Here is a 12171-nt window from a genome sequence, read left to right as displayed (position 1 = left end):
CGAAAAAGCGGCTATCTTCCACTAGTTTTCAATGGAAAATAGCCGCCTGTTGCGTTACTCTGGTTTAGTCTGATTTACTTTGAATCCGGGCATCAGAAAGATTGCGCCTGCTACTTTGGTTCTGCTCACTTTCTAAGCCTCTGGTTACGACGATTGTTTCAAACTTTGTGACAACGAATCATTTTTCTTTTTTCTCAGTAACAGGTGTTAAGTCCCCGTCCGTTTTTGCCAACTCAAGGCCCAGGTCTTTGATATAACGTCGAAGTTCATCTTTGACTTCAGGATGTTTCAAGCCGTATTCGATACTGGTTTTCATAAATCCAAATTTGTCGCCCACGTCATAACGCGTTCCTTTGAATTCTTGAGCAAATACTCGCTGTGTTTTGTTCAATGTATCGATAGCATCGGTTAATTGAATTTCGTTACCGGCGCCTGGTGCTTGATTTTCCAAAATGTTAAAAATTTCCGGTGTCAGCAAGTAGCGGCCGATGATGGCCAAATCACTGGGTGCCTTTTCTGGCGCAGGTTTTTCGACAAAGTTACGGACGTTAAAAAGGCCCGGTTCCACTTCTGCTTCCGGATCGATGATTCCGTATTTCGATGTTTCCTCATGAGGAACCTTCATCACCGCAATCGTGGACGCATGCGTTTTTTCATAGTCATTGATTAGTTGTTTGGTCAACGGTATATCATCTTCCATCAAGTCGTCTCCCAGCATCACGACAAAAGGCTCGTTACCTACAAAGGCTTTGGCTTGTAAAACAGCATGGCCGAGACCTCTTGGATGAGACTGGCGAATAAAGTGCAGATTGACATCGGTGGTTTCTTCCACTAATTTCAAAAGATCTGTCTTGCCTTTTTCCTTCAAGTTCGTTTCCAACTCGATGTTGGCATCGAAATGATCTTCAATAGGACGTTTGGCCTTCCCGGTAACAATCAAGATGTCCTCGATGCCAGATTTCAGCGCTTCTTCAACGATGAATTGGATTGTCGGTTTATCGACAATTGGAAGCATCTCTTTAGCCATCGCTTTAGTTGCCGGTAAAAAACGAGTCCCCAGTCCGGCAGCTGGAATTACGGCTTTTTTTACTTTCATAGCTTTACCCCTCCGTTTGTCTTCTGCTTATTTATTCCAAAGAAAATTCGTTTTCCTCTTTGCCATCTCTTAGCATGATATTCTTCGCGGCATCTTTGACATCGTCGCCTTCGTACAAAACACCATAGATTGTTTCTGTAATCGGCATTTCGACATTCAACTGTTGTGCCAGCTCCATGGCAGCTTTAGTGGTAGAAACGCCTTCTACGATCATCCCCATGTTGTCCAGAACTTCTTCCAGCTTGTGACCTTTACCCAAGAGATTGCCCGCCCGCCAGTTACGAGAATGGACACTGGTACACGTTACAATCAGATCACCCACACCGGAAAGACCGATAAAAGTCAACGGATTGGCCCCCATCGCGACACCTAGGCGGCTGATTTCCGCTAAGCCACGGGTCATGATGGCCGCTTTGGCATCGTCACCAAAGCCCAAACCAGCGATTGCACCTGCCCCAATTGCGATGATGTTTTTCAATGCAGCACCGGTTTCAACACCGATTACATCATCGTTGGTGTAGATGCGGAAGTAATCGTTCATGAACAGATCTTGTACATATTTGGCCGCTGCATCATCTGTACTGGCGGCTGTGATTGTCGTAATGTCGTGTTTTACCACTTCTTCGGCATGACTTGGCCCAGACAATACCACGACTGCTTTGCGTTTATCTGCTGGAATTTCTTCAATCAGAACCTCAGAAATACGTTTATGAGAGCCTTGCTCCAAGCCCTTTGAGGCGTGAATAATAACTGGCGTATTTTTCGCTTTTTGAGCGAATTCTTGTGCGACAACTCGAATGGCTTTAGTCGGTACAACGAACAAAACTGCATCACAATCTGCAATCGCATCTGTGAGCTCTTTATGTGCAGTGATACTTTCAGGGATTTTCACATCCGGCAAATAGTGGCGATTGGTATGATAGGTGTTGATTTCATCAATCTGTGCGGGCAGATTTCCCCAAATACGAACGTCGTGTCCATTTTCAGCTAAAACTTGTGCCAATGCGGTTCCCCAAGAACCAGGGCCTAAAACTGCAATTTTTTGATTCAAAATAGTTCCTCCTTGATAATCTTGTTGCATCCTTGAAGATCACAACAAGTATTCATTTGTGCCGTGGCTGCGATCATAGCGAGGCAGCTGCGGCTCTGTCTTGCGACGATAGAATAAAATTCCCAGACCACCGAAAAACAAAATCAGCGACAGGACTTGCGAAACACGGATAGGACCAAACAGATACAGACTGTCTTCGCGCAACCCTTCAATCCAAAAACGGCCAAAACTGTACCAGATAACATAGGCCAGGAAAACTTCCCCTTGTTTGAAAATCTTTCGCTTTCGCAAAATGATCAGAATCAAAAAACCAATTACATTCCAAACAGATTCATATAAAAACGTCGGTTGGCGATAAGCATCATCAATATACATATTGTCGATAATAAAACTCGGCAGGTGGAGTTTTTCCAAAAAAGTCAGGTCTGTTACTGGACCATAGGCTTCGTGGTTCATAAAATTGCCCCAACGACCGATACCTTGTGCCAAAATAACTGTCGGTGCTGCAATATCAAGGAATGTCCACATATTGATTTTCTTTTTGCGACAAAAGAAATACAACCAAATCACAGCGGCGATCAAACCGCCGTAAATTGCTAATCCGCCGGAACGAACATTAAAAATCTGGATTGGATCTTCCAGATAAGGTTTCAAATCAAATAAAATAAAGTACAGACGAGCGCCAATTAAAGCCAGTGGTAGTCCCACCAACATAAAGTCTGTCACATCGTCAGGCCCTAAGCCGACGCGAACAGCTTCCCGAGATGCCAGCCACATCGCCAATACAACGGCAGAAACGATGATGATGGCATACCAGTAGATAGCCACACCAAAGACTTCAAAAGCCACCCGATCAACTACAGTCAAAAACATAATGTGCCTCCTCAAAAGGTACAGGCTGTCAAAATGATTGCCAGCCTGATTTTTTTATCCCCTTGTCTTTTTGTTTCTTATTTACCGACTAGCATTCACTTCTGTTCATCGGAATTTTGGGCAATCAGTTGTGTCAACCGTTCTTCAAAGGTTTTGGTCGCATCATAGCCCATCGCTTTAGCCCGGAAATTCATAGCGGCCACTTCAATGATGATTGCCACGTTGCGCCCAGTTTTCACTGGAATTTTGATTTGAGGCACGTCTACTTCAGCAATTTGAATCGAGGTGTCTGCTGAACCCAAGCGGTCGTATTTTTTGTCTTTGGCCCAAGCTTCCAAATAGACACACAGTTGAACCTGCATGCTTCCCCGGACTGCTGAGGCGCCAAAAAGGTTCATAACGTCAATAATTCCTATGCCGCGGATCTCAATCAGATGTTGCAAGATTGCTGGCGGTTCCCCTACCAAGGTCAGCTCATCTTGTTGGTAAACATCCACTCGGTCATCTGCAATTAAACGGTGCCCTCGTTTGATTAATTCCAAAGCAGTCTCACTTTTACCGATACCACTATCCCCTTGAATCAAAACCCCTAATCCATAAACATCTACTAAAACACCGTGAACACTAGTGCGGGGTGCCAGATGTGCACTAAGATAGCTAGACATTTCTCCTAGCAAACGCGAAGTGCTGATCGGTGAACGCAAAATTGGGATATCATGCTCTGTACAAGCCTCAATCATCTCTTCTGGCACTGTCAGTCCACGGGAAATAATAAATGCCGGTGTATCCTCGGTGCACATCCGCCGCAAAACCATCAACCGTTCTTCCGGCATCATCCGCTGAGCAAAGGTAATTTCTTTTGAACCAAATAATTGGATTCGGTCATGGGAATAATAATTGAAATAGCCGGTCAGCTCCAAGCCGGGACGAGAAATTTCCGCAATTCTGACACTGCGCTCCAACGCTGTTTCCGATCCGGAAACAACCTCCAAATTTAATTTCTGGACCATTTGGCTCACTGTTACAAATTCCGCCATTGGTTTCCCTCATTTCTTGTCATTTAATTTTCATCACTGTGCCTATTTTACCCTAAGTGAACGGAAAATACACCCATAACAGGTGGAATTAGGGGAGAAGCCCTGTGGTTTATCGTATCGAAATAGGCACCTTTATGCTATCATTTGAAAAGAAACAACAGCACCAGAGAAGCTTTTACTACAAAAAAGTGAAAGTCGGCTCTCAGCTGTTGTCTCGGCAAACAATCTAAGGAGGTTTTTTAATGAAATTTTCCGAATACACATACACCCGTCCGGACTTTGACAGCTACCAAAAAGACTATCTGGCAAGCGTTGCCCAATTGCAACAGGCAACTTCATTAGCCGAAGCAAAAATCGCGGTAGATCAGCTGAACACTTTCCGTTCTGCCGTGGATACTGCGATGAATCTAGCCAGCATCCGTTATTCCATCGACACCAACGACAGCTTTTATGAAAAAGAAGATGAATGGTGGAATGAATACCTGCCTCATTTTGAATCTTTAGACTTTCAGTTTTACCAAGCCCTTTTAAGCTCACCTGTTATGACAGAATTGAAAACCGCTTATCCGGAAACACTTTTTCTCTTTGCTGAAAGCCGCGTCAAGCTCTTTGATGAAAAGCTGATTCCACTTTTCCAAAAAGAAAATCAGCTGGCTTCTGATTACAGCAAGCTAATTGCATCAGCTCAAATTGATTTCGAAGGCGAAATTCGCAATCTGCCCCAAATGACACCTTTTGCTCAATCAACTGACAGAGACATCCGTAAAAAGGCAGCACAAGCAACCACTGCCTTCTTCACCGAAAATGAAGCCAAATTCGATGCGATTTATGATGAAATGGTCCAGGTTCGTGATCAGATTGCCAAAGGGCTGGGGTTTGATAATTACGTTCAGTTTGCCGATGTGAAAATGAATCGTTGGGATTATGACCGCTCCATGATTGAAACCTATCGGAAGGAAATCTTGGAAAAAGTCGTCCCGGAAGCGCAAAAACTCTACAACCGCCAAAAAGACCGCAACCAGTTGGATCATATGTACAATTATGATCTCAGTCTGGTCTATCCTTCCGGCAATGCCAAACCGCAGGGAACGCCAGAAGAGCTGGTGGATCAGGCCCAAACAATGTACCGGGAACTTTCACCGGAAACTGGCGAATTCTTTGACTTTATGAAAGAACATGACCTGTTGGATTTACTGAGTAAAAAAGGCAAACAATCTGGCGGCTACTGCACTTATATTGCCGACTTCCAATCCCCTTATATCTTTGCCAACTTCAACGGAACTTCAGGAGATGTGGATGTCTTGACCCACGAAGCTGGTCACGCATTTCAGTGTTTTGAATCCCGCTGGATAAAAGAACCGGAAATCGTCTTCCCAAATTTCGAATCTTGTGAAATACACTCCATGTCGATGGAATTCATCGCTTGGCCCTGGATGGATCGCTTCTTCAAAGAACAAACAGCTAAATATAAATTTGCTCATTTAGGCGATGCCTTGGAATTTCTGCCCTACGGTGTCTTAGTGGATCATTTCCAACAAGAAGTTTACCAGCATCCCCAGTGGACACCAGAACAGCGGAAAGCTTGTTGGCGGGAACTAGAAAAACAATACTGTCCAGAACGTGATTACAGCCAAATTCCTGACTTAGATCGCGGACTATTCTGGTACCGTCAAGGTCACATTTTCCAAAGTCCTTTCTACTATATTGATTATACTTTGGCGCAAGTCTGTGCTTTCCAATTTTGGAAGAGATTCCAAGTAGACCATGACGAAACAGCGTGGTCAGACTACTTGGCAATCTGCCAAGTCGGTGGTACTAAGACCTTCTTAGAAATCTTGGAAATCGCCCATCTGCGCTCACCATTTGAAGAAGGTGCCTTGGATGATACAATTGCAGCCGTGGCCGATTATCTAGCGGCGGTACCTGAAACCCAGCTGGATTAAGCTTAAGGTTTAACGTGACGATTATGGATGACTCCGTCGATTATTTCGGCGGAGTTTTTTTCCGGTTTTACAAATGAAAGAAAAGGGTTACAATTGATTTCAAATAGGAGCGATCCAATCTTCTCCTGCAATAAGGAAAGTTCTTTTTACTTTTTACTTTACAGGAGTTCAGGAGGCAGCAATATGACAACTCACTTTTTTTCTACCCTGCACCAAGAGATCAAACGACAAGTTATCGGTAATGAACAGGAACAGCGGCTCTTGCTCACTGCCCTTTTGGCAGAAGGACATGTCTTATTAGAAGATGATCCCGGCAGCGGAAAAACCGCATTGAGCCGCGCACTCTCTGAAAGTTTGGGCTTGCGTTTTCAGCGAGTCCAAGCCACCCCTGATCTCTTGCCCTCAGACCTCACCGGCATCAGTGTCTATCGTCAGGATCAAAATACCTTTGAATTTCATCCTGGTCCGGTCTTCACTGAAATTCTTTTAGTTGACGAAATCAATCGGGCGACTCCTCGTACTCAGTCTGCTCTTTTGGAGGCCATGGCTGAGCGGCAGGTCACCGTTGACGGGCAAAGTCGTGCCTTATCTGAATTATTTTTTGTTATCGCTACTCAAAATCCGCTAGAAACGGCCGGAACTTTTCCGCTACCAGAAGCACAATTGGACCGTTTTATGTTTCAGCTTTCTTTAGAAAAATTAACCCATGCCGACAAAGAAAAAATGCTTATGGCAGCGTTAAAAGAAAGCCTGCTGGCAGAGCCTTTAACAGCTGTGACTGAGGCCGAGACGATCCTGGAATTGCGCAAACAAGTTCGCGACATTTATCTTCATCCAGTTTTACTAGACTATCTGGTTACCCTTTGTGAGCAGATTCCCTCATTAGAAGGAGTGGTCACTGGGGTCAGTCATCGCTGTTTGATCCAATTTGCCAAAGCCTGCCAAGCACTGGCTTTTTTGAAGGAACGGAATTTTGTACTGCCAGATGATATTCAAGAGCTGGCAGTTCCCGTGTTGGCTCACCGCCTCTTCTTTCAAAATACCTTTACCACTAGTGCCCGCAAAGAAGAGCTGATCCGAGAGCTGCTTCACAAAATACCAGTCCCCACAGAAAATTGGGAGCAGTAAATCATGATTCTGTTCTTTTCGCTCCTGCTGCTTTTGCTACTCTTCGGATTGCGGCACTATTGGCTGGCCAATTGGCAAAAAGGGCTGTCGGTTGCCGTTGAGATGAAGCAGGCCCGGGTTTTCCCCGGTGAAACCTTCACGATTCGCCAGATTGTATACAATGAAAAAGCATTCGGACTGCCTTTTCTGCGTTTACTGATTCCATTTGTAGACAGCTTTTATCTAGTGACTGCTGCGAAAGAAAAACCGGTAAATGACCTCTTTCAAGTCTTTTCGTTGGCCAGTTGGTCCCGTTCTGAGAAAGTTTTTCGCATCCGGGGAACCAAGCGCGGGGTCTACCACCTGTCAGAAATTGAGCTCCACTGTCGCAGCCTGTTATTCCCAGAAGCAGTCACGCAAAAATATCCGCTAAACAAAGAGATTATCGTGTTTCCCAAACAAGTTTCTACACAAGAGGTTTTCCAAATTTTTCAACAATCATTAGGCGAACAACTCGCACAACAAGGTCTATTGCCAGATCCTTTGAGTTTTCGTGGAATTCGAGAATACCGTACCGGCGATCCGATCAAACAACTGGATCATAAGAAAAGCGCCCAAATGAATCAATGGATGATTCGAGAATATGATCCTACCGCCAATCAAGAAGTTACGCTGATTTTGGATCTACCGGAAAGCTCTGATTGGAAAAATGATCCCTTGGCAGAAGCCACAATTTCGTTATTTACCACCATTGCTGCAGAGTGCCAAAAGTTGGGCTACTTGACCCGCTGTCGCTCCAACGGTCGTGACAAAGAAGGCCAGCTGCTTTTCAATGATACCCTCCTCTCTCGTGCTGCCATTTTACAATCTGCTAGTCAGTTGGTACTAAAGCAGACCGCAGCGACAACAGACCATCTTCAAGACAACGTGGCATCAAATAAAAGCTGCTATATTTTCACTTCTGATGCTGCTTGGGACAACACAAAAGCAGCTTTGCTACAAGCAACTGGCGGAGAAGCGGCAACGGTGGTTATCGCCACACGATTGCCACAAAACCTTCAGCAGGACGGCCGACTAATAATCAGAGAGTGGGTGATTCAATGACAGCCATCAAACGCGTGAAAAGTGGTTTGGACATGCTCTTTCGCAGCCTTTTGGTTTTAGAATTGTTTTGGATCGTCTGGCTGGCTGTCATGAAATCACCGCTGACACTTCAGTGGTCTCTGATGATTGTCCTTGGGAGTCTCTTGGGGGTGCCTCTGATCAACCGACTACAGCGAAAATGGCCACCTGTCTATCAACTGCTTGCGCTTTTGCTCTTGTTTTCTGGTATCTGGTCATTGTCGGGTTTTTCAATTTCATTGGCAGGTTTCCTGATTTTGATAGGCGTTTTAGGGAGCATTCCGCAAGAGTCTTACTCGCGGCTGATGGTATTTTGCCCTCTTGCCCTTTACACGATGGGCTATTTTCAAAACAGCACCCAGCAGCGCTTACTTGCTTTGTTGATGGTTGTAGTCATTCTGGTGATTTTATTACTGCAAGCCTATCTTAAAGAAACCGCTGCGGCTTTAGATTTAAGCAAAGCACTGGATGGCACTTCCCAAGGCAGCTTTTTACTGATCAGTCGGCAGCAACTACGTCTTTTGGTAACTACAGTCACAACACTAGGGTCATTGCTTTTGGGTCTTATGGCCTGGCTACAGCCTTTTGGTACGTTTGTGTCTCGTCAAAAAGAAGTGACACCCCCTGAACAAACAGCCGCTTCTAACAGTGGGCAAGTCTTTCAGCCACAACCAGGAGGATTTGACACCGATCAATTGGCTGCCGGACACAAACCTAATCAATTGCTTCTGCAGGTTTGGGCATTTTTGGAAACTGGCATGAAACTAATTTTACTGATTGCTGTGGTTCTTATTTTATTGTTTACCCTCTATCGGATGTTGCGTTACCTAAAGATGAAACAGCCCGTGATACAAGAAGAAGATCCTCCTGCTGAAGCTGACTTTATCCTGCTAGATAAAAAAAAGACCAAACGTCCGTCGCCTTTTTTACCTCGAGGAGATTACAACCAGCGGGTCCGTCGCCTATTTAAAAAGGAAGTGGGGAAACAGTTTCATAAAGATGCTACCCCTCGTCAACTCTTGGCTCTTCTGCCGCTTCCAGTTGACTATGCTTATCAGTTAGCCCGCCTTTACGAAAAAGCTCGCTATGATCAACAGACAGTCTCAAAAGATGAGTGGACACAATTGAAAGCACTGGCAAAACAACGATAAGAAGGCTGGGGCTGCGCCAATAGTTTAGTCACCGTCCGCTGAAGCCAACAGGACCAAACGTGAGACCCCAAAAGCCGACGATCTTCCATTAAAATTACTGGAAGATCGCCGGCTTTTCATTGCTAAAAATTTCAAATGTAGGCTTTCTCTGATTTTATCAAGGGAAGTCAGCCTCATTCACTGCTCTTGACACACATGGTCATGTTCTCTCTCTTTGGACTAAGACATAAAGGTTGTCACAAATTTTTCCATCCGTCTACTTTTTATTAATTGTGGCTAAACATCCGCTATTTAGCAATTGGAAATTACTGATGCCACATTCCCTTTATTGTTTGGCTTTTTTTACAGGGAACAATTTACTCAGTGCTTTCGAGGCTAGGTAAATGATGAACAACACCAAAAACACGCCACCCCAGCCCAATACTAACAGTTCAAATGACTGCTTCAGATCCTCCATATTCACAGACATGGTCTTTCACCCTTTCATCAAGTCAACAGTGCTAACAACAAGCCGCCTGCAATCACCGAGGCAATCTGTCCAGAGACATTGGCGCCGGCTGCATGCATCAAAATAAAGTTTTGCGGGTCTTCTTCTGTAGCCATCTTTTGGATTACGCGACTGGACATCGGAAATGCCGAAATCCCTGCGGCACCAATCATCGGATTGATTTTTTCTTTGCGGAACAGATTTAAAAACTTCGCAAAAAGAACACCGCCCACTGTATCCATGATAAAAGCAATCAACCCTAGGAAAATTACCATCAGCGTGTCTAATTTCAAGAATTCTTCATAGTGCATACTCACCGAAATGGAAAGACCTAACAAGATGCTGACGATGTTCACCAGTTCATTTTGTGCTGTAATCGACAGTCGATCCAAGACACCACATTCCCGCAAAAGATTCCCGAACATCAAAAAACCTACCAATGGCAAAGAAACCGGCGCAATCAACCCCGCCACGATACAGATTACCACAGGAAATAGAATCTTAGCCGTTTTTGAGACTTCTCCCGCGCGATAATTCATGCGGATCCGGCGTTCTTGTTTAGTAGTGACTGCTTTGATTGCGATAGGCTGAATGATTGGTACCAACGACATGTAAGAATACGCCGCTACCATAATTGCCCCCATATATTTGGAGTTTAAAGTATTGGCTACAAAAATCGAAGTTGGGCCGTCTGCTGCGCCGATAATTCCGATTGACGCTGCGTCATTCATGTCAAAGCCTAACAAAACTGCCATGATTACCGTAAAGAAAATCCCAAACTGAGCGGCAGCGCCGAACATCAGCATAAAAGGATTTTGCAATAATGGTCCAAAATCGATCATCGCTCCAATCCCAATAAACAATAGCAACGGGAAAAGCTCGGTCTTGATTCCCATGTCAAACAGCACTTGAAAAGGGCCCGGCTCTCCTCCGGCTGTCAATACGCCGGAATTTGGAAAATTTACCAAGATCGTTCCCAACCCCATTGGCACTAAAAGCGTCGGTTCGTATTCCTTTTTGATACCTAAATACATCAGCAGGCCGCCAATCAGCATCATGATAATTCGACCGGGTTCTTGCCCCATGCCAATCACGCCTTCCAACAATGTTTCCATCCACTTCACTTCCTAATCGACTAATGATTGTCCTGTCTTTGACCGCTCTATCTAAGATTGCGTTATTGATATCCCTAAACATCATAATTTTGCGCTGCGATTGATAGCGCATCCAAAATCACCCTATTTTCGACTATAAAGCATCAAAATAAAACATCGTGTGTAAAATCTATCTCAGCCTCAGGACATCAAAATTACAACTTATGTAGGACTTGTATATATTGTAACATGTTTTTTATTCAGCTGCTCCTACCTGCGGATTTCTGGAAAAATTTTTTCTGCTGCTTATTCCAAGAATCGCAGCCGAAAAACGAAAAGCGTGATTTCAATCATTTCTGAATGCTACTAACAGAGTGAGCCTTTCAACAAAAAAAGAAGCAACTTCCCACATTGGAAGTTGCTTCTTTTTTTACTTATAACACACCTTTAGCAGCCTTCGCTTTTGAGGATAGTGGCAAAATGAGAGTCACCATCTCGTTTGATTTATCGATTATTCATCGGTGTATTTTTGTAAGGCATGCTCTGTTACGATCAAATTGACAACAGACATAATCACTGCCACCAAGATTGCCGACCCAAAGGATGAAAAACCGAAATGGTTGGCTCCCACCAAGTTTGAAGTGATCACCAGCATCCCAGCATTGATCACAAAAGTGAACAAGCCCAAAGACAACAAGGTCAAAGGCAGAGACAACACCAAGAGAATGGGTCTTAAAAAGCCGTTAAGAAACGACAGAATCAGAGCTGCCAAAAGAGCTGTCAAAAGACTTGACACATGCACCATGTTGGGGAAGAGCACCGTTAGACCGATAAAAGTCAGTGTATTGACCAACAGACGCTGGAAATAAGTCATTAGAAATCACTCCAGTCGTCATCGTCGATCTTTTCAGCTTCTTTACGTTTTTGCGGTCCTTGCTTAAACTGTTTGTAGTCCCGGTTCGTTTGGGTATTGCGGTTTTGGTAATAAGGATTGCGGCCATTTCCGCCAGTAGTATGATTACGGCCAGAAGGGATGATCAACGCCAAGATGATGTACAACGTGATGCCGGGAAACGCCACCGTCACCAAAGACAAGAAGACGTAGATCACACGGATGATCGTTGCATCAATACCCAAAAATTCAGCGATACCACCCAAGGTACCAGTAAACACAACATTGTCGGTAGATTTAGTCAATTTTCTTCTCATA

12 protein-coding genes are annotated in these 12171 nt (G+C 44.4%); 4 read left to right on the top strand and 8 right to left on the bottom strand.

Annotation, left to right across the window (positions count from 1 at the left end; genetic code table 11):
- Positions 1 to 178 precede the first annotated feature (178 nt).
- The 4 genes from galU to hprK form a co-directional block, all read right to left on the bottom strand.
- Positions 179 to 1096: a UTP--glucose-1-phosphate uridylyltransferase GalU gene (gene galU, locus BAU14_RS07540; RefSeq protein WP_161899476.1), complete on the bottom strand. Its 918-nt coding sequence runs from the start codon at positions 1094 to 1096 to the stop codon at positions 179 to 181.
- Between the two features lie 31 nt (positions 1097 to 1127).
- Entirely contained in the window at positions 1128 to 2147 is a 1020-nt protein-coding gene (locus BAU14_RS07535; protein ID WP_161899475.1) for an NAD(P)H-dependent glycerol-3-phosphate dehydrogenase, read from the bottom strand.
- Positions 2148 to 2186: 39 nt separating this feature from the next.
- A complete protein-coding gene (gene lgt, locus BAU14_RS07530) occupies positions 2187 to 3020 on the bottom strand; it encodes a prolipoprotein diacylglyceryl transferase (RefSeq protein WP_161899474.1) in 834 nt (277 codons plus the stop codon).
- A gap of 95 nt (positions 3021 to 3115) precedes the next feature.
- Positions 3116 to 4057: an HPr(Ser) kinase/phosphatase gene (gene hprK / locus BAU14_RS07525; protein WP_161899473.1), complete on the bottom strand. Its 942-nt coding sequence runs from the start codon at positions 4055 to 4057 to the stop codon at positions 3116 to 3118.
- Positions 4058 to 4299: 242 nt separating this feature from the next.
- Between hprK and BAU14_RS07520 the strand changes: the two genes are divergently transcribed.
- The 4 genes from BAU14_RS07520 to BAU14_RS07505 all read left to right on the top strand — a co-directional run bounded on the left by BAU14_RS07520 (position 4300) and on the right by BAU14_RS07505 (position 9380).
- Complete coding sequence (locus BAU14_RS07520) at positions 4300 to 6000, top strand: M3 family oligoendopeptidase (RefSeq protein WP_161899472.1); 1701 nt, start codon at positions 4300 to 4302, stop codon at positions 5998 to 6000.
- A gap of 183 nt (positions 6001 to 6183) precedes the next feature.
- On the top strand, positions 6184 to 7128 hold the full coding sequence (locus BAU14_RS07515; protein ID WP_161899471.1) for an AAA family ATPase: 945 nt from the start codon (positions 6184 to 6186) through the stop codon (positions 7126 to 7128).
- Positions 7129 to 7131: 3 nt separating this feature from the next.
- Positions 7132 to 8211, top strand: coding sequence for a DUF58 domain-containing protein (locus tag BAU14_RS07510; protein ID WP_161899470.1), 1080 nt, complete (start codon positions 7132 to 7134; stop codon positions 8209 to 8211).
- Positions 8208 to 9380 carry a DUF4129 domain-containing protein gene (locus BAU14_RS07505; protein WP_161899469.1) on the top strand — a complete coding sequence of 391 codons (1173 nt, stop codon included), beginning with the start codon at positions 8208 to 8210 and terminating at the stop codon, positions 9378 to 9380. The genes BAU14_RS07510 and BAU14_RS07505 overlap by 4 nt, the downstream gene beginning before the upstream one ends.
- Positions 9381 to 9705: 325 nt before the next feature.
- On the opposite strand, the gene BAU14_RS14235 is transcribed toward BAU14_RS07505, so the two are convergent.
- The 4 genes from BAU14_RS14235 to BAU14_RS07490 form a co-directional block, all read right to left on the bottom strand.
- Positions 9706 to 9849: an OadG family protein gene (locus tag BAU14_RS14235; protein WP_202622181.1), complete on the bottom strand. Its 144-nt coding sequence runs from the start codon at positions 9847 to 9849 to the stop codon at positions 9706 to 9708.
- Between the two features lie 17 nt (positions 9850 to 9866).
- Positions 9867 to 10982: a sodium ion-translocating decarboxylase subunit beta gene (locus BAU14_RS07500; RefSeq protein WP_161899468.1), complete on the bottom strand. Its 1116-nt coding sequence runs from the start codon at positions 10980 to 10982 to the stop codon at positions 9867 to 9869.
- A 490-nt stretch (positions 10983 to 11472) separates the two neighbouring features.
- On the bottom strand, positions 11473 to 11835 hold the full coding sequence (locus tag BAU14_RS07495; protein ID WP_161899467.1) for a phage holin family protein: 363 nt from the start codon (positions 11833 to 11835) through the stop codon (positions 11473 to 11475).
- Positions 11835 to 12170, bottom strand: a complete 336-nt coding sequence (locus tag BAU14_RS07490; protein ID WP_161899466.1) for a PspC domain-containing protein — start codon at positions 12168 to 12170, stop codon at positions 11835 to 11837. Before BAU14_RS07490 ends, BAU14_RS07495 begins: the two co-directional genes overlap by 1 nt.
- Position 12171 lies beyond the last annotated feature (1 nt).

It is taken from the genome of Candidatus Enterococcus leclercqii, from assembly GCF_009933135.1.
Taxonomy (GTDB): domain Bacteria; phylum Bacillota; class Bacilli; order Lactobacillales; family Enterococcaceae; genus Enterococcus_C; species Enterococcus_C leclercqii.
Note: the sequence above shows the minus strand (reverse complement) of the source record. Positions and strands in the feature narration are given on the sequence as shown.

Excerpts from the sequence above, each read along its gene's own strand:
- BAU14_RS07520 (WP_161899472.1), top strand. The coding sequence starts at position 4,300 with ATGAAATTTTCCGAATACACATACACCCGTCCGGACTTTGACAGCTAC.
- galU (WP_161899476.1), bottom strand. The coding sequence starts at position 1,096 with ATGAAAGTAAAAAAAGCCGTAATTCCAGCTGCCGGACTGGGGACTCGT.
- BAU14_RS07495 (WP_161899467.1), bottom strand. The coding sequence starts at position 11,835 with ATGACTTATTTCCAGCGTCTGTTGGTCAATACACTGACTTTTATCGGT.
- BAU14_RS07510 (WP_161899470.1), top strand. The coding sequence starts at position 7,132 with ATGATTCTGTTCTTTTCGCTCCTGCTGCTTTTGCTACTCTTCGGATTG.
- BAU14_RS07515 (WP_161899471.1), top strand. The coding sequence starts at position 6,184 with ATGACAACTCACTTTTTTTCTACCCTGCACCAAGAGATCAAACGACAA.
- BAU14_RS07505 (WP_161899469.1), top strand. The coding sequence starts at position 8,208 with ATGACAGCCATCAAACGCGTGAAAAGTGGTTTGGACATGCTCTTTCGC.
- BAU14_RS07490 (WP_161899466.1), bottom strand. The coding sequence starts at position 12,170 with ATGAGAAGAAAATTGACTAAATCTACCGACAATGTTGTGTTTACTGGT.
- BAU14_RS14235 (WP_202622181.1), bottom strand. The coding sequence starts at position 9,849 with ATGTCTGTGAATATGGAGGATCTGAAGCAGTCATTTGAACTGTTAGTA.
- lgt (WP_161899474.1), bottom strand. The coding sequence starts at position 3,020 with ATGTTTTTGACTGTAGTTGATCGGGTGGCTTTTGAAGTCTTTGGTGTG.
- hprK (WP_161899473.1), bottom strand. The coding sequence starts at position 4,057 with ATGGCGGAATTTGTAACAGTGAGCCAAATGGTCCAGAAATTAAATTTG.
- BAU14_RS07500 (WP_161899468.1), bottom strand. The coding sequence starts at position 10,982 with ATGGAAACATTGTTGGAAGGCGTGATTGGCATGGGGCAAGAACCCGGT.